We start from the raw sequence: 17,176 nt of genomic DNA, 5'->3' as shown, positions 1-17,176 counted from the left end.
GGCTAAAACCTCCCAAAGCTCGCCGCGCTACCCCCTACCACTGTACTTTTGGCACTGGCACAGGGCTTGCTAAAGTCGAATCAGCCGAGTCTAAACGAACCTTAGGAGTAGCACAATGAGTCAATCATCCCCAAGCAGCAAGACCCTGACTTACCTGGCAGGCCTGGGCGGTGTAGATAGCACGGGGAGCGATAGCCTATCGCGTCATAACCGTCCAAACACTCAGAAATCCAGCGCCGCCATCGACGCCAAGCAAGGAGGGATTTTCAACTTCGTGAAACGCTTGTGCGGACGCTAAAACCCATCGCAGGCCTGCTCGCCTGGCCCCGCAACAGGGGCCCCATCGCGCTGTTATTCTAGGAAAGATCCACCACCCGCTAGAAAGACTGAATGAACCCTGTCATCGCCGCCCTTTTGGCGACCTTAGAAAGGCGCGAATTGGGAGCCAACCTATGCCAGACGAACCCTGCGACAAAGGCGCCGCACGCGAGCCCCTTCCAGAGACTTTCGGCATCCGTGTGCGGGTCCTGCGCCAGCAGCTGTTTTAGCTGCCGCCCCTGAGCCTGCAGCTTAAGGTGGCGGTGCTGAATCTTTTTTTGCAGTCGCATTGGACAACTCCTCACGAAACTGTTGCACACTTTGCGTGGTATAGGGAAAGCTCATATTTCGCTGGTACTTTTTTAATGCCCAGCGCAACACAAACAATGACAACAACTGCAGCGCGAACAACGTGGCGAAACCGACCAAAGCCTGGCCACTCCACTCGAAAGTCGCCCAGGCGACCAGCGCCGAAAAGCTAAGCCACACCAATAAGGTCGCGGGGAGCATCAATAGCCAGCTGGCAGCAGCTTTAGGGATGCTGCGCACGGCAAGCACAAACTCTAGCTTGAAAAGCTCGGCACTGCTTTTGACAACATCCAGGCTCTGTTCTCCGAGCGCCAGAATTCTCTCCAGCTCTTCGCTGAGCTCAGAATGAGCAGCGCCCCCGTGAGGCTCCTGATTCTCACGGGGGCGGCTGTTTTGCTCTGTCGGCTCCACGGGGCTTAACCCTTCTTAGAGCCCGACAGCAGGCGAGACACCACCCAGCCGGCAGCAAACGCGACGCCAACTGTCACCAAAGGACGTTCACGCAGGTAGTTCTCCGCTTGCGAGCCATACTCGCGGGCCGCTTCACGACCTTCCTCGACTTTCAGCTTGGCCGAAGCCGCGCCCGCGGAACCCACGGCACCTACAGCGTCGCGAACGCTTGCCGATGCATCCTTGATTTTATCAAAGGCTTCGCTGACTGAAGCCTGCTCAGTAGAATTCGAACCTGTCTTACTTGCTTGCGTAGCCATATCTAACTCCTGTTAATTAATAATTAAACCTGCTTGAGGTCAATACTTGAGACATCGTTATGGTCGACGACGACCAAAAATAAGTGACAGTACAAACAACACCAGAAACACCACGAACAAGATTTGCGCGATTCCTGAAGCCGCACCGGCGATACCACCAAAACCAAGTACAGCAGCGATTAAAGCAATAACAAAAAACAAGATAGCGTAACCTAACATCATCATTCTCCTATTAAATGACTTCGCTGTTACACACTCAAATGCCGTGCCAATTATTTTTGCTGTAAAAGCAGTACTTTTGCGGGAGTTTTGCCGGTTTTCGGTAAGATTTTTTGCAAAGGCTGCAAAAGCTTACGACTTTTTACACTTATCACTTAGTTTGCTCGGCACCACTAAAGATAGAAGACGCAAAGCCCCCGTTCAAAACTTTAACCCAGCTTCCCACCAGGTTCAGATGGGTCGCCAAAATGCGCACGCAAACAAGCAGAGGAATAGCGATCAGCATACCCACAGCTCCCCACAACCACCCCCAGGCGAACATCCACAGCACTACCAAAAGCGGATTAATATTAAATCTCTGGCCCAGCAGCGTAGGCGTCACGAACTGACACTCGATAAAGTTAAGCAGCAAAAACGCCCCAGGCACGGACAGCACATGAAAGAATTGGTAAAACTCAATAAACCCGACACCGGTTAAAATAATTGCCAACAACATGGGCCCGACATAGGGAGCAAAATTCAAGATGGTCGCAAGCGCCCCCCACAACATTGGATCGTCCACCCCCAGCGCAGCCATGGCCGCGGCCGTCGCCACACCCAGACCGACATTAATTAAGGAAATCACCAGAACATAGCGAGACACGTCGTTCTGGATAGTCTGAAACATAACCACGGTGGTTTTTTTACGTGAAAACGAGCTTTGAGCGCGGACAATATTGCGCATCAACTCATCTCCAAACACCAAAAAGAAGTACGTGATGACAATAATTGCCCCGACCTGTACCGCAAACAACATAGTGGTTTCCGCAAGCACAGACACCACACCTTGCAAGGTCGAATCTACCGCCTGCTCAATGGATTTGCCATCACCACCCTCAGAGCCGACACTTGAGCGCAACGCTTCGAGCGGCTGCGCTACATCCCCGACCTCAGATGTCAGCCTTTCCATGATTGCCGGGATCACCTCAAACCATCGCGTTGCCGGCTCTACCAGCAGCCCGACAATATAGACTGCAAGCGTCATCAATGAGCTAATCACCAAAATCGCCCCCAGGGGCCGAGGAATTTTCAATATCAGCATCAACCTGACTATCGGACTGGAAAACAGCGCAATAAAACCCGCAACACACACGGGCACTAAAAGCGTCTCAGCAAAATATATGGTGTATGCGATCGCGAGGATCGCTATCACATTTAACGCTTTAGCTTTTACGGTGCCAACCGGTGCAATCTCGGGTTTCACATCTATATTAGTATTCATCGTCAGGGGAGCCTTTTTAATTGAAGTTCAATTAATACATCACAACCACAATGCCAAATTCATACCAGTAAAAATTCGATTTAAACCCTCTTTTCTTTCTTCCTTACAAAAAACCTGCACTTTTTTCACGAACGCGCTGCGGACACTGCCACCAAGCCCGTGATTACGGGCCATTCAAAATTGGCACAGTTTGCGCATTTATCCGGGCAGTACTTTTCACAAAGTTATTCGCAAGCATTTAACGAGTCAGGAGACACGAAATGAAACGCAAAGCCTTACAGTCATTTATTGCACCGGTAACGTCCGTCGCGCTGGTCACTGCTTTTTCTATTTCGACTGCGGTAGGCGCTAACTCGCAGGGTGCTTATGACGACAAACGCAGCGCCGAGGAATACTGGGCGGAATTCAAGCAAGACAGTGAGCAAAACTGGGACAACACTCAGGAGGCCTTCCGCGACGGCTGGATTGAAAGCAAGCTGGAAACTGCGCTAATTCTGAACGAGCATCTGAACCCATTTGAAATCGACATCAGCGTCGACGACGACACCGCAACCCTTAAGGGCGAAGTATCCAGCGATATAGACAAAGAGCTGGCCGAAAACGTCGCCATCGGCATTGAGGGTATTGATGATGTCGAAAACAAACTAACGGTAGCAACGGATCTCGGCTCGGAACAAGAGCAGGAAACTGGCCGCAACTTTTCCCAGTATATGGAAGACATCTCCACCACCGCCGCAATTAAAACCGAGCTACTGGCCTCATCTAACATCAATGGGATATCAATTGATGTAGATACCTACAAAGACGAAGTCACTTTGTCTGGCGAAGTCGAGACACAGGCGCAACGCAAATTGGCAGAAGCCATTGTGTCTAAGCGCGAAGGTGTAACCAAGGTGGTCAACAACCTGAAGGTCGCCTCTTAACTCACGCGCCACAACTAATGTTAACAACAAGCCGGACCCCGTCCGGCTGCAACCGGAGAAGATCATGGCACAGTCAGCGTTTATTCAAGATTTAGATTCACGCCGTGAACAGGCGCGTAAGCACATGATGAAGGGCGCCGTCACAGAAGATTACACAGAGAACCGCGCCACTATTTTAAAGCTGCTGAACGAGGCTTTGGCGACGGAACTGATTTGTGTTTTGCGTTACAAGACCCACTATTACACCGCGAACGGTCGGGGCACTAAAGCGGCCGCGGAAGAGTTTTGGGAGCACGCGCAAGAAGAGCAGGAGCACGCAGATCGCCTGGCCGAACGCATCTCACAACTGGGAGGCGAGCCGGAGATGAACCCGGATATCCTCAGCAAGCGAGCCCACAGTGACTACCACAGCGGCGGCGACACCCTGGAGATGCTGAAAGAAGATCTGATTGCCGAGCGTATTGCCATCAGCAGCTATCGGGAAATGATTGCCTATGTGGGGGACCAGGACCCAACTACGCGCCGCATTCTCGAAGATCTGCTGGCGCAAGAAGAAGAGCACGCCGACGATCTGGTGGATTTAATCGAGCATATTGCCGAATAAACGCCAGATTGCGCCAGCAAATTTAGTTCAGGGGAAGTAGCCCTTCCCCTGAACTAGGCGCGAGACTTTTTGATGAGATCGTAGGCGACCTGAATTTCTTTCGATCGCTCAGTAGCTGCTTTTACCGCATCCTCTGGAAGGCCTTGGCCCGCTAGTTTATCCGGATGATATTGACTCATTAATTTGCGATAGGCGCGCTTAACCTCAGCGTCAGAGGCGGAGGATTCTACCCCCAGAGCGGCATAGGCCTCAGCCAGTGCGTTCGGGCTCGACTGATTGCCACCGCCCGCACCCTGGCGGTAGCCGCCGCCAGCAAAAGCGTTCTGCGCTTTGATCATTTTCAGTATTTGCTCAAAGGCAAAACCGTTAATGCCCAGCCCCGCCGCTATCTCACGCAACACTTTCTCTTCTGCGGCATCAAAACTGCCATCGGCAAGAGCCAGATTAACCAGGTAAGACAACAGCATTTGCACCAGGTTATGGCGACGACCACACTGAGCGCGAAAAGCTGCCATGGTAGGGTTGGGATCGAAATCTTTAGCAGAGCCGGTCTTAAACAAGGCGATTGCTTCACGGCGCTGCTCGGCGGTCAACCCCATTTGCGTCATCAGCTGTTCGGTTTGCGCAACCTCCGCTTCACTGACCCGCCCATCGGCCTTGGCCAAATACCCCAAAAGGGTAAACGTGGTTTCAAAAAAGCTTTTGCCAATGGCGTCTCGATCCGCTTGCGAGGGCTGACGCACATTGGCCGCATAGCCCTTGTCAAACAAATGGCCGAGTATGACCCCGAGGATGGCCCCGGGAATAAACCCGATCACAAAACCGATAATACCGCCAACGAGCTTACCCATCGTTAATTTGATCTCCAGCCGTACAAAGCCGCTAAGCTTACCATAGGCAGGCCGCCCGCTGGCTGCCTAGGGCCTACGAAGGGCAACAATTCTTAACCCATTCGCGCCCTGCAGGGGCCATGAGTACCTCGCGCCTGGTAGAGGCATTCCGTATAATCGGCGCACAACTGATAAGAACATCACGCTATGACAGAGACACCAGATACGTTACTTGAAAAGCTGCTCCTGCCCCGCCTGGACGACAAAGCGCGGAAGTTTTGGCATAACGCCCGCACCGAACTGGCAGCAAACTGCAGCAGAAACCGTTTTGCCGCGCTGCTTGCTCTGGCTAGCCGCTATAGCAAAAGGCGCCCGCTGGGATTGAGTGGTATTGAACAACAGGAGGTGAGCGCGGCTTTACCCGGCTTGGTGATGGACGACTGGAACCTACTGGAGCTACTCAGAGTCGCACTTATCTGCCAGCGCCGCGATATTGAGAGCGAGCAGTTTGCGGAGGATTTTGAAGCCCAGTTCGTCTATGCCGACGAAGGCGAAACCTGCGCCCTGTACCGCGCCCTGCCCTTTTTACCGGCGGGAAAGCGCTTTGTCTGGCGCGCCGGAGAGGGATGCCGCACCAATATGCTGAGCGTTTTCCAGGCCATTGCGCTGGATTCGCCCTATCCGGCCAAGCACTTTGACGATACAGCCTGGCACCAGCTGGTAATGAAGGCCCTGTTTCTGGATTTGCCGCTGTGGCGGGTTGTGGGGCTTGATCAGCGCCGCTCGGCCGAACTGACTCGAATGGCACTGGACTATGCTGAAGAGCGTGAAAGCGCCGGGCGCAGCCTACCGGTGGGATTGTGGCTGTGTTTTGGCAGCCAGGACGCCGCGCGATTAAAGGCTCTGGCAGAGCGCCGCTGGGTGGGCGCCGATGCGCGCGAGCGCAAAGCCATAATTTTCGGACTGGTGCGCGCAGATTTGCAAACCCATGTACAGTCATTAGCCGCCAGCGAAGCGGACACCGAAGTGGCCCAGGCCATAGATGACGCCCTGGGCGGACTTACTCAACAAACCCATTTTGCCCGCCTGGTGGCGGGACAGAGCGAGAGTTAGCCATGAGATTTTTTGACCCACATATTCATATGTCCAGCCGAACCACCGACGACTATCAAAACATGGCAGCCGCCGGTGTTCGCGCGGTGATCGAACCCGCCTTCTGGATGGGCCAACCGCGCACCAACGTGGGCAGTTTTATTGATTATTTCGCCAGCCTTGTAGGCTGGGAGCGTTTTCGCGCTTCGCAGTTTGGCATTGCCCACTACTGCACCATTGGCGTTAATTCCAAAGAAGCCAACAACGAGGGCCTGGCCCGCGAAGCGCTGGAGCTACTCCCCCAGTTCGCCCTTAAAGAGGGTGTGGTGGCCATTGGTGAAATCGGCTATGACGAAATGACCCCCGCCGAAGAGTGGGTGTATCAACATCAGCTGCAATTTGCCGTGGACCACGACATGGTGGTGATGGTGCACACCCCCCACCGCGACAAGAAAAACGGCGTGCTGCGCTCGATTGATGTGGCCCGCGAAATAGGCGTGCCCATGGAAAAGCTGGTGATTGATCACAACAACGAAGAAACCGTGCAGAGCGTGCTGGACGCCGGCGCCTGGGCGGCCTTTACCATTTACCCCAATACCAAAATGGGCTCGGAGCGGATGGTAGAAGTGGTACGCCAGTACGGCCCCGAGCGCATTATCGTCGACAGCTCGGCGGACTGGGGCGTGAGCGACCCACTGTCAGTGCCCAAAACCGCGCATTTAATGCAAGAGCGAGGCATCGACAAAGCGGCCATTGAACTTACCTGCTGGCAGAATGCCCTGGACGCCTACGCCCAGTCCGGGCAAATTGACGTTGAAGAGCTACTGCGACAACCGGTTATCGACCAGTCGCAAAAGTTCAGCGACAACACTGTGCTGCGCGGTCAGCAACCTCGCATTGACGAGCCCGTCAAAAATTAAAGGCAGTTGTACGTGTATCAGATAGAGCAAAGCTTCACCATGAATTACGCCTTCCCGGTCTGCTTTGACCGGGATACCCTGGCACCTGAAAGCACTGTATTGACCGATATTCTCGGTCGCGCCGGAGAGGGGCCCCACCGGATACTGCCAGTCATCGATCAGAATGTACTTGAGGCGCACCCGGATATTGTCGACCGCCTGCAACTGTACGCCGAAGTTCACGGCGATGTGCTAGAGCTGATCGACCCGCCACTGATTGTACGCGGCGGCGAAATCAGTAAATCCGACCCTATCGAGGTGGACGAGTTTTACCAGCGCACCCAAACCCAAAATATCGATCGCCACAGCTTTGCCCTGGTGATTGGCGGCGGCGCGGTGGTAGATGCCATTGGCTATGCCGCGGCAACGGCCCACCGGGGTATTCGCCTTATTCGTATGCCCACTACCGTGCTGGCCCAAAACGATGCAGGTATCGGTGTAAAAAACGCCATCAACTACCGCGGCCGCAAAAATTATCTCGGCACCTTCGCCGCGCCCTTTGCAGTCATTAACGATTTTGATTTTCTCTCCACCCTGCCCCAGCGCGATAAAGTCAGCGGCATTGCCGAAGCAATTAAAGTCGCGCTGATTCGCGACGGTGAGTTTTTTAACTGGCTGTACGAAAACCGCGGGCCACTCGCTGAGTTTGCGCAAGAGCCCACCGAGCGAATGATCACCCGCTGCGCCGAGCTGCACCTGAACCATATTCGCAGCAGCGGCGACCCCTTTGAGCAGGGCAGCGCCCGGCCGCTGGATTTTGGTCACTGGTGCGCCCACCGCCTAGAAGAGCTGTCAGGCAGCGAGCTGCGCCACGGCGAGGCGGTGGCCATAGGCATTGCCCTGGACTCGCTTTACTCCTACCTCAAAGGCATGATTGGTATTGAAAGCGTGGAACGCATTCGCTCCACCTTAGAAGGGGTAGGCTTCACTCTGAATCACCCGGCACTGGAATCACTGGATATTCACAAAGCGCTGGAAGATTTTCGCGAACACTTAGGCGGCAAGCTCTGCATTACGTTGCTCACCCGCGAAGGCGCCGCGATCGAAGTCAACGAGATTGATCATCACACCATGGAAGAGTGCCGCCAGCAATTGCTGGGGGGCGTATGGCCAGAGTAAACCCCGCCGTTACCTATTGCAGCAACATCCACCCGGGCGAATCCTGGGCGGATGTTATGCACAACCTCAACAGCCACGCGCTTGAAGTAAAACAGCGTTTAAAGAGCAATGCCCCGTTTCCGCTGGGCCTGCGTATCGCTCAGCAAGCGGTTCTGGAGGCTGACGACCACGCCATTGCCGAGTTTCGCCAATGGTGCGAACAACACAACGCTTACTTACTCACCATTAACGGCTTCCCCTACGGCACCTTTCACCAAACCCGGGTTAAAGAAAACGTCTATCTGCCCGACTGGCGCGAGCGCGCTAGGGTCGAGTACAGCAAACGCCTGGGCGATTTAGCCGTCGCCCTTGAGCCCGGCGCCGAACGCATTTCCATCTCCACCGTGCCCATTGCGTTTAAACCGGCTTTTAATGATGCGGATTGGCCTCAGGCCATCGCCCATGTGCGCGAAGTAGCCGAGCACTACCGCGATATCTTTGCGCGCACCGGCACCAAGCTGGTACTGGCCATAGAGCCGGAACCCGCCTGCGTACTGGAAACTACCGCCGAGGCAATCGACTTTTTTGCGCGCTTAGATTTACCCGATGATTTGCGCGACTACGTGGGTCTGTGCTTTGACGCCTGCCATCAAGCGGTAGAATTTGAAGACGCCACCCAGTGTTTACAGAAGTTGCGCGAGGCGCAAATCCCCCTGGGCAAGGTGCAGGTATCCAGTGCCTTAAAAGCCACAGGTGAGGAAATAAAAGCGCTACTGAATTTTGACGAGCCGGTTTACTTGCATCAGAGCGTTGCGCGCCACAGTGAAACCGGCGAGCTACACCGCTTTACCGATTTGCCCGAATTTGCCGCCGCCTGCGAGCGCGGAGATGTATTCGATGAATGTCGAGTGCACTTTCACGTACCCATTTTTTTGCAGCACCTAGGCCGAGTGGGCACCACCCAGCAGTTTCTGCGCGAGCTGCTACCTTTATTGGACAAGTCAGTCCCGCTGGAAGTCGAGACCTACAGCTTTACCGCAATACCGGAGAACCTGCGCCACGGCAGCGTGGGCGAAAATATAGCCCGCGAGCTTGAATGGGTAAATCAGCTGTTGCTAAGGGGGTAATTACAATGCCCTTTTATGTGTGCTGAACCCTGCGCTAATATGTTGAAATAAGCGGAAACACGAGGGAACAGGTCGCCGCTAACGCGGACTTTTTTAATAAGCTCGTCTCGCCGAGCGTGGCGAGTGACTTTTCTTTGTTTGGCCAAAGAAAAGTCACCAAAAGAAAGGCCACCCCGGCAGCTACGCCCTTCGGGTTCCCTCGCTCCAGCCAATTTTAGAGGGCCGCATCGACAGGGCGTCCATGCACTGGCGATGCTTGCGCAAACGTCCTGTTTGCTTACCCCCTAAAATAGGCTTCCACTCGGCTGGCTGCAGGGGCTGCATAAATCGACACTTCGTAGCTAGGCTAAAGTGATCTACGTATACCTGTTGGCGCATTCAATCCAAACGGGACGAAGCAAGAACCTTGGGAAAGCTAACAGTAAATCTTCAAACACTATATTGAGAATCTAAATAAGATACGAGATTAATATGCAGAGAACCGTCGTTCTAAATGTAGTCGGCCTAACCCGCGCGTTATTGGGTGAACACACCCCCAACATCAACCGCCTGGCCGGGCACAGCACCACCATCAAGCCGGTTACTCCGGCGGTTACCTGCGCCGCACAGGCCACCTACTTAACCGGCAAGCAACCCAGCGAGCACGGTATTGTCGCCAACGGCTGGTATTTTCGCGATCAAAACGAAGTGTGGCTGTGGCGCCAGAGCAATAAGTTAATACAAGCCCCCAAAATCTGGGACATTGCCCGCGCGCGCGATGCCAGCTTTACTTGCTCTAACACTTTCTGGTGGTACGCCATGGCCACCGACGCCGATTACACACTCACGCCGCGCCCACTGTATTTAGCGGATGGCCGCAAACTACCCGACTGCTACACCTACCCGTTAGAACTGCGTGAAACCATTACCGAAAAGCTTGGCACCTTTCCGCTGTTTCACTTTTGGGGCCCGGCCACCAGCATTAAATCCAGCCGCTGGATTGCCGATGCTGCCATGCATGTGGAAACCGAGCACTCGCCTACCTTGCAGTTGGTGTATTTGCCGCACCTGGATTACTGCCTGCAAAAGTTCGGGCCCGATGGCGACATAGGTAAAGACCTGCAAGAGATTGATGATTTAGTGGGCGAGCTGATCGACTTTTTTACCGAGCGCGATTGCCAGGTTATTTTATTATCCGAATACGGTATTGGCCCGGTGAATCGCCCGGTGCACCCCAACCGAATTTTACGCGAAGCGGGTAAGTTATCGTTGAAAGTGGATTTAGGCCGCGAGTATCTAGATTTTCACACCTGCCGAGCCTTTGCCATGAGCGATCATCAAATCGCGCATATTTATATTCAAGCGCCGGAAGACATCGACGAGATTAAAGCCTTGTTCAGTAATACCCCGGGGGTTGCCAAAGTGCTCGCAGGCGCCGAGCGCGCCGAATACGGTTTGGACCACGAGCGCGCCGGCGAGCTGATTTTGCTGGCTGAGCCGGACAGCTGGTTTACCTATTACTACTGGCAGGATGATACTCGCGCACCAGATTATGCCAACCAGGTCGAGATTCACAAAAAGCCGGGCTTTGATCCCTGCGAGATGTTTTTAAACCCCAAACTCAAGCTGCCCAAGCTGCGCATTGTGCGTAAATTGCTGCAAAAGAAACTGGGGTTTCGCTATGTGCTGGATGTCATATCCACCGACCCGTCGCAATTAAAAGGTTCACACGGGGTATGGGACGGCAGCGATTACACCACCCCGGTGTTGATGAGCAGTAACCCGGATTTACTGCCGGGGCATCAGGTTCAAGCCACGGATGTCTGCGATATTATTTTGCAGCATATTTTTGCCGAACCGCAAAACAAAACCACACCCACACAAACTGAAAACAGCGATTCCGAACAAGAGACTCCCGATGCTTAAAACCGCACTGGCCCTGGGCCGCGTCAGCAACCTGCCCACGGTCTGGATGAACGTGCTTGCCGCTTCGGCCCTAACCGCTAATGCCTTTGGTTTTGCATTGCCCACAGGTATTGTTTTTTTATTGGCACTGGCGATGAGTTTCTTTTACGCCGCCGGGATGTGCTTAAACGATTACTGCGATCGCCACTGGGACGCCGAGCGGCAACCATTTCGCCCGATTCCGGCGGGAAAAATCAGTGCATCGAAAGTCCTGAGTTTATCTCTAGGGTTGTTCTGCGCAGGCTTTGCACTCTTGCTGCTGGCGCCCAGTGCGCGCGGAGTTATTGCTGCCTGCGGACTTGCCGCACTGATCGTAGCTTACGATTTTTTGCATAAAAAGCATTGGGCAACGGTGCTGCTAATGGCTTTGACCCGACTGGGCGTTTATCTGGTCGCCGCCTTCGCACTGACGGGCAGCGCCACCACAGCGGTGGTCGTGATGGGGCTGATTCAATGTGCCTACACACTATTGGTGACCGTGGTAGCGCGCCTGGAAAATCACAAATCGGGCGGCTACGGATTTCCCGTTATCCCGTGGATGATAGCTTGCATGGGGTTGGTGGACGGCATCGCATTGTCGATTCTACTATCGCCCTGGTGGTTACTAGCCGGGATAGTCACCTTGGTACTGACTCGCTGGGGACAAAAGTATGTGCGCGGGGATTAACCAATCCAGTGTACAGTTCGTTGTTAATAAAAAAGTGTTAACCCACTGACTTGCCAGATCGTAATACTCAGAGACTTTTATGCACAAACTCATACTCGTTATGCTTTTCTTGAGCCTGCCAGTGCTCGCTAAACCTATCATAATTTTTGATACGGACTTTGGCGCCGATGCGGATGACATGGGAGCACTGGCGATGCTCAACCATATGCACAACGCCGAGCGCTGTGAACTACTGGCGGTAATGAACTGGAATAACGAACGCCACGCTTTACCCGCTATAGCGGCGGTCAACGCCTACTATGGCAACCCAGAAATCAAACTGGGCACACGTAAAGATGGCTTGTGGGAAGCTGACTGGCAATACAGCAAGCCGCTGGTGGATGCTCTTGGCTCCGCCGGTGCCAGCATCGACGCTACCCCCAGCACCACCGATTTATACCGACGCTTGTTAACACAGGCCGAGGACCACAGTATTACCATTGTGACCGTTGGCCCTTTGCTGAATATTCTGCAACTGCTTGAATCGCAACCTGACGATATCTCATCACGCTCGGGCAAAGAACTGGTTGAGAACAAAGTCAAAGAGTTTGTCATTATGGGCGGAGCCTTTCCCAGCAGCGAATGGGAGTGGAATTTTAACGGTAATATGCCGGGGGTAACCCAAAAGGTTTTGGAGACACTACAAGTACCTGTTGTCTTTTCCGGTTACGAGGTAGGCCAGGCCATTAAAACCGGCGAGGCGCTCAACCGTTTAGATCCCAAGCATCCTCTGTACATAAGCTATCGACATTTCAGTGAACATGCCCCTTGGATGAAAGACAGCTTTGACGGTGATATTTCGCCCAACCCATCTTACGATCAAACAGCGGTACTTTACGCCGTCGCCGGAGGTTTAGACAAATGGTGGACGCTCTCGCCCGCAGGTGAAGTCATTGCCGACGACAAGGGCGGCAACCAATGGCGTGAAACTGCCGAGGGGCTGCATCGCTATTTAATATTAACCGGGGATAATCAAAAGCTGCAGCAAGTAATTCTGGACGCCATGCTCGGTAAAGGGTGAAATAAGTTAGCGAGACAATCGCCGTTCCAGCTGCGCGCGATAAAGTGATTGCGGCACCAGCTGCTCGGCCTCACCCAAGAGTTCGGTATAGTCCTGTATTTGAGTTTGATAAGCCAGGTATCTTTCCGGATCCTGGGTTACATCCAAATCAGACGTCACCTTGACGTTCGCCCCTGTGCCCACCACAAACCCCGGCCCCTGGTTATAGGCGTACACATCGCCCTGGCCCTGAATATTCCAAAATACATTCAGCGTTCCGGTTTGCCCCGCGCCAGAAGATAACCAGTGGCGGTTGCCCACCTGAAGGCTGTCGTTTATTTGTGCGTATTCAATCAGGTTGGCGATGGACAAGGCATGATGAAAATCACTGCCGCCTCGGGTGCAGGCATTTCTCTGCATTTCCCGGTATGAGTCGCAAATACGCCCGCCTTCGCTGGTGACCCCGCTGAGGACATTACCGCTGGCGCCAAAATCCCAGCTGAAGGTAAAACCGTGACGACCGTTAATGGCCTGGGAATCCTGAATCAGCACCTCGTTTGCCGCCGACAGCTGGAACAGATAGCCATTGCCGTTATCGCCCAGGTGTTGCGCATTGGCCATGCGAATATTCGCCAAGGTCACATTCACACTCTGTTCAATGGCAATACCGTGAGATCGCACCTCGTAGCCGTCACCGCTTTGATCGTAACTGGACAAGCCTGTCAGCCAGCAGTGCTGGCAGTAGCGCATTTGTAATAAGATGGATTTATCAAACCCCTGCCAGGCCTGTTGCAAACTAACGGCGTTAGTGAGCGACAAGTCTTGCACGCCAACGCCTTCCAGATAGCCTGAAATCTGCTGTACGACCGGGACATCACGTAAGCTAATGTCATATCGCAGAGGGGTTTTAAAGGAAATTTGGTTGCCCTGAATATCACTGATAGTGCGCCGGAAAAAAACCTTGTATTGGTCGAGCTCGGCGTGATTCCAGTAGTCTTCGCTGCCGTGCTCAGCTCTAAAGGCAGCGCTGATCTGCCACGCGATCAGAATATCATCACCTAACGCAAGACCTGCAGTATCGGCAAGTGTCAGCACCCGGTCGTTGGCCTGTGCCGGCTCAGCAACACGCCAACCGCTGCTCTCTTGCAGCTGCGGATTTGTCTCGGGGCTCAGTAAAATGTTGGCACGATTGGCCGAAGTTGTGCCGCCTCCATCACGAAACCACAGCTTGGTTTGTTCGCGACCTGCGCCGCGCAGTACCACATGACTGTGGCGCATGAGTAACGGCCGATCCAAGCGGTAAAGCCCGGCGGCTATCTCAAGTACACCGCCACCTGCCTCGCCCAGTGTATCGATGAGCAACTGCAGCTCGGCACTGACATCTACCGAACCATCGCTATGGCTATTAAACACATGGGCGGCTGCCTCGGCGGGTAAAGTCCGCTCGCCAAACTGATAACCCGCATAGGAAAAGTCGGGCAACGCCAAGGTTTCACCTTGATACTGCAGCGAAAACCCAGGCTGCCAATTGGCGGGGAAAAGCGCACTGCTAAGATCCGGCTTCTGCGAGCTACTGGATACCGAACTCAATGAGGATGCCAAACTGCTGGACACAGAGCTGTCGCTAGCAATGGCACTGGAGGAGGAAGATATACTGGAGGATGAGACGCTGGAGGCAAGCGAAGAAGACGGCCGACTGGAAACCACGGGTTTACTGGCGCCAGAGCTTGAAGATCCGCCGCACCCCCCTAGCAATACCATGAGAACAACACCCACCACACTCAACCGGTAACCGCTTGCCATAACACCTCCTTAGCCCGACTATTGTGCCACTAGTTGGCCGCGAGGCTTAAGACAATTTGATCATAACAGCCTAGTGCCAGTACTCCATTGAGACCCTAAGCTGTGAAATTACTTGCTGAAATTGCGCGACGGAATAGGCAGCCGACGACGCAAAGACGCCGGCCTGTAGATCAGAAAAGTTTACCTAACAACGAAGAGGCGCCCTGCCCGGTCATATTCGACAATAGGTCGCCCCCGGAGCTGGCTTTGTCGATCAACTGGGGGATCATATCCGACAAGCCACTAGCCGCAGCTTGAGAGTCTACCCCGACCTGATCGGCAAATTGAGACACTTTATCCTGTCCCAACAACCCCATCACATCCGCAGCAGAAAAACTCTGGTTAGCACCGTCCCCCAGCCATGACGATGCCATTGCGGCCAGACCACCGCCGCTGCCGGTAAACTTTTGCACCAGTGCGGGGATATCCAGCTCGCCACCTTCGGTGGGTAGCAACTGCTGCAATCCAGTCATCACCGAGCTCAAATTAAGTCCTGCGCCCTGGCCTCCCAACTGCTTGATAAATAACTCGCTTGCCATCTTTAGTAAGCTCATATTGCCTCCTAAAGCTTAGCGAATTCGGCATCAAATAAATCGGCCGCTGCATCGGTAAAGGGAAAGGTTTCACGAATATAGCGCAGAGTGCGCAGTTCGGTGTCGGTAATACCAGGGCCGTCATTGGCTGACTTAAACAGATCAACCACTTCGTCCTTGGCGAGATTCGATTCACCGCGCCCCGTAGTATGGTGCTTGGCAAGTTCCAGTAGTTCTTTCTCGTACTGCACGCCATCGATAGTCACATAAGCCATTTCTCTCTCCTGTGGAAATACCCAATACGGGCGACAGGATTGATAATAGACCGCAAACTATGACCGTGCCATGTCAGCCATTTGCTAAAGCCCCGCCACAGGGACGGGGCACACAGGCTTTACTCTCGCTCGGAGACCGGCTCACCCGCGTTGGCTACAATAATCTCTACCCGACGGTTTTGCAGTCGACCAGAAGCGGTATCGTTACTGGCCACAGGGTGGCTTTCACCGTAACCACGGGTTTTGATGCGCGAAGCGCTGACGCCATTGCTCACCAAGGTATCCTGCACTGAGCGCGCGCGACGTTCAGACAGATCCTGGTTATAGCTCTCGCTACCCGTGCTGTCGGTAAAACCCTCAATCATTACATCACGGTCCGGGTACTCGCTGAGAAAATCGGCCACTCGCTGCAAAGTGCGCTGAGAGCCCGCCTTGATGCTTGCTTTATCCACCTCGAACAAAATATTACCCAAGGTCAGCACCAAGCCCCGATCGGTTTTCTCAGTAGAGATATTTTCTAGCTCGCGTTCAAGCTTCGCCGCCCGCTCGCTCATTTGATCCGCTCGCGCCTGTGCGGCCAGAGCCTCCTCCTGAGCCATGCGCGCACGGGCCTCGGCCTCTTCGGCGCGCTGGGTTCTGGCAGTCAGCAACAAGTCGCTGCGACGCTCGCTCGCCTGATCGACCACCTCGTCGGCCTGTTTCATACGAGAGGTCTGGGTCGCTATCTGCAAGCGACGCTCGACAATGTAAATCTGCTGCTCGACCTCGGCCGGATCCGCGCCTTCAGCGATTAACCGCTCTAACTGGTCCAGCGCCTTATCGGCATCATCCAATTTAAGCGGTGCGTACTCACTGGCCTGCTCGGTTGTGGCGACCATCGAATATTGGTCGCGCAGACGTTCGACACGATCATCCGGCTCTTGAGTGGTCGCGCAACCGCCCGCAATCAGCAGGGCCATTAAACTGCTAGTGGCTATGGTTTGTTTCAACATGTGCCATCCTCCAAATTCATTGATTCGTTACCCAGGCGCTAGCGAATTTCCGCTTCCAATGCCCGTAAGTTTTTCTCCAGTTCTTGTGCGGCCTGTTCAGACTTCTTTGCCTGACTGGTGGCAACGGCCAAATCGGCATCAGCCATCGAGCGCTCCAATAAGGCTCGGGCGCGATCGAACTCCTTTTTGCTCATGGCGGTTTGCGCCGCTTCAAGGTGAGTCTGGGCATCGCGAAATGCGACTGGCGCATGGCGATCTGCATTGAGGCTGCGCGCCTGTTCAATACGAGCTTCGGTTTGCGCAACTACCGATTCGGATACCGGATCTTGCGTGGCGCAGCCGAGCATCAACAGCGCAAGTAATGCAGGGATGATTAGCGTAAAGCGCTTCATAGGTCTCTCCTTTGTAATTCGTACACCTATAACGTCTGGGTT

General features: G+C 53.9%; 21 protein-coding genes. 11 read left to right on the top strand and 10 right to left on the bottom strand.

The genetic code is table 11. From position 1 onward, the window contains the following. The first annotated feature begins 115 nt into the window (after positions 1-115). Entirely contained in the window at positions 116-298 is a 183-nt protein-coding gene (locus tag NHM04_RS15025) for a hypothetical protein (protein ID WP_254264570.1), read from the top strand. Positions 299-570: 272 nt separating this feature from the next. Here NHM04_RS15025 and NHM04_RS15020 read toward each other — a convergent pair whose 3' ends face one another. The 4 genes from NHM04_RS15020 to NHM04_RS15005 form a co-directional block, all read right to left on the bottom strand. Then, positions 571-1,038 carry an NfeD family protein gene (locus tag NHM04_RS15020; RefSeq protein WP_254264569.1) on the bottom strand — a complete coding sequence of 156 codons (468 nt, stop codon included), beginning with the start codon at positions 1,036-1,038 and terminating at the stop codon, positions 571-573. Positions 1,039-1,043: 5 nt separating this feature from the next. Continuing rightward, on the bottom strand, positions 1,044-1,337 hold the full coding sequence (locus NHM04_RS15015) for a hypothetical protein (RefSeq protein ID WP_254264568.1): 294 nt from the start codon (positions 1,335-1,337) through the stop codon (positions 1,044-1,046). Positions 1,338-1,394: 57 nt separating this feature from the next. Further along, the gene (locus tag NHM04_RS15010; RefSeq protein ID WP_254264567.1) at positions 1,395-1,556 is read right to left on the bottom strand and encodes a DUF1328 domain-containing protein; all 162 of its coding nucleotides are present in this window, start codon (positions 1,554-1,556) and stop codon (positions 1,395-1,397) included. A 151-nt stretch (positions 1,557-1,707) separates the two neighbouring features. Then, a complete protein-coding gene (locus tag NHM04_RS15005; protein WP_254264566.1) occupies positions 1,708-2,817 on the bottom strand; it encodes an AI-2E family transporter in 1,110 nt (369 codons plus the stop codon). Positions 2,818-3,077: 260 nt separating this feature from the next. On the opposite strand from NHM04_RS15005, the gene NHM04_RS15000 reads away from it, so the two are divergent. Further along, on the top strand, positions 3,078-3,740 hold the full coding sequence (locus tag NHM04_RS15000) for a BON domain-containing protein (RefSeq protein WP_254264565.1): 663 nt from the start codon (positions 3,078-3,080) through the stop codon (positions 3,738-3,740). A 64-nt stretch (positions 3,741-3,804) separates the two neighbouring features. Continuing rightward, a complete protein-coding gene (locus NHM04_RS14995) occupies positions 3,805-4,344 on the top strand; it encodes a bacterioferritin (protein WP_254264564.1) in 540 nt (179 codons plus the stop codon). Between the two features lie 53 nt (positions 4,345-4,397). On the opposite strand, the gene djlA is transcribed toward NHM04_RS14995, so the two are convergent. After that, entirely contained in the window at positions 4,398-5,195 is a 798-nt protein-coding gene (gene djlA / locus NHM04_RS14990) for a co-chaperone DjlA (RefSeq protein WP_254264563.1), read from the bottom strand. Positions 5,196-5,381: 186 nt separating this feature from the next. Here djlA and NHM04_RS14985 point away from each other — a divergent pair, with 186 nt between their 5' ends. From NHM04_RS14985 to NHM04_RS14955, 7 genes are all read left to right on the top strand, one after another. After that, positions 5,382-6,287, top strand: a complete 906-nt coding sequence (locus NHM04_RS14985; protein WP_254264562.1) for an EboA domain-containing protein — start codon at positions 5,382-5,384, stop codon at positions 6,285-6,287. 2 nt (positions 6,288-6,289) lie between these two features. Then, positions 6,290-7,186: a TatD family hydrolase gene (locus tag NHM04_RS14980; protein WP_253968398.1), complete on the top strand. Its 897-nt coding sequence runs from the start codon at positions 6,290-6,292 to the stop codon at positions 7,184-7,186. Between the two features lie 12 nt (positions 7,187-7,198). After that, a complete protein-coding gene (locus tag NHM04_RS14975) occupies positions 7,199-8,344 on the top strand; it encodes a 3-dehydroquinate synthase (protein ID WP_254264561.1) in 1,146 nt (381 codons plus the stop codon). Further along, entirely contained in the window at positions 8,332-9,450 is a 1,119-nt protein-coding gene (gene eboE / locus NHM04_RS14970) for a metabolite traffic protein EboE (RefSeq protein WP_254264560.1), read from the top strand. Before NHM04_RS14975 ends, eboE begins: the two co-directional genes overlap by 13 nt. A gap of 471 nt (positions 9,451-9,921) precedes the next feature. Next, positions 9,922-11,355 carry an alkaline phosphatase family protein gene (locus NHM04_RS14965; RefSeq protein WP_254264559.1) on the top strand — a complete coding sequence of 478 codons (1,434 nt, stop codon included), beginning with the start codon at positions 9,922-9,924 and terminating at the stop codon, positions 11,353-11,355. Further along, positions 11,348-12,061, top strand: coding sequence for a UbiA family prenyltransferase (locus NHM04_RS14960; RefSeq protein ID WP_254264558.1), 714 nt, complete (start codon positions 11,348-11,350; stop codon positions 12,059-12,061). The genes NHM04_RS14965 and NHM04_RS14960 overlap by 8 nt, the downstream gene beginning before the upstream one ends. A 79-nt stretch (positions 12,062-12,140) precedes the next feature. Next, positions 12,141-13,121 (top strand): nucleoside hydrolase, encoded by a 981-nt coding sequence (locus NHM04_RS14955; protein WP_254264557.1) that lies wholly within the window; start codon positions 12,141-12,143, stop codon positions 13,119-13,121. Positions 13,122-13,127: 6 nt separating this feature from the next. Here the strand turns inward: NHM04_RS14955 and NHM04_RS14950 are convergent, their stop codons facing one another. Further along, a complete protein-coding gene (locus tag NHM04_RS14950; RefSeq protein WP_254264556.1) occupies positions 13,128-14,588 on the bottom strand; it encodes a hypothetical protein in 1,461 nt (486 codons plus the stop codon). 40 nt (positions 14,589-14,628) lie between these two features. On the opposite strand from NHM04_RS14950, the gene NHM04_RS14945 reads away from it, so the two are divergent. Next, positions 14,629-14,892 (top strand): hypothetical protein, encoded by a 264-nt coding sequence (locus NHM04_RS14945; protein WP_254264555.1) that lies wholly within the window; start codon positions 14,629-14,631, stop codon positions 14,890-14,892. Positions 14,893-15,073: 181 nt separating this feature from the next. Here NHM04_RS14945 and NHM04_RS14940 read toward each other — a convergent pair whose 3' ends face one another. From NHM04_RS14940 to NHM04_RS14925, 4 genes are all read right to left on the bottom strand, one after another. Next, a complete protein-coding gene (locus tag NHM04_RS14940; RefSeq protein WP_254264554.1) occupies positions 15,074-15,496 on the bottom strand; it encodes a YidB family protein in 423 nt (140 codons plus the stop codon). 8 nt (positions 15,497-15,504) lie between these two features. Beyond that, a complete protein-coding gene (locus tag NHM04_RS14935) occupies positions 15,505-15,750 on the bottom strand; it encodes a hypothetical protein (protein ID WP_254264553.1) in 246 nt (81 codons plus the stop codon). A 119-nt stretch (positions 15,751-15,869) separates the two neighbouring features. Next, entirely contained in the window at positions 15,870-16,742 is an 873-nt protein-coding gene (locus tag NHM04_RS14930; protein WP_254264552.1) for an OmpA family protein, read from the bottom strand. 38 nt (positions 16,743-16,780) lie between these two features. Further along, positions 16,781-17,134, bottom strand: a complete 354-nt coding sequence (locus tag NHM04_RS14925) for a DUF4398 domain-containing protein (protein ID WP_254264551.1) — start codon at positions 17,132-17,134, stop codon at positions 16,781-16,783. Positions 17,135-17,176 lie beyond the last annotated feature (42 nt).

Origin of the sequence: Gilvimarinus sp. DA14 (genome assembly GCF_024204685.1) — a bacterium.
In the GTDB taxonomy this organism is placed as follows: domain Bacteria; phylum Pseudomonadota; class Gammaproteobacteria; order Pseudomonadales; family Cellvibrionaceae; genus Gilvimarinus.
The sequence above is the reverse complement of the archived record's forward strand: the minus strand, read 5'-3'. Positions and strand labels throughout refer to the sequence as shown.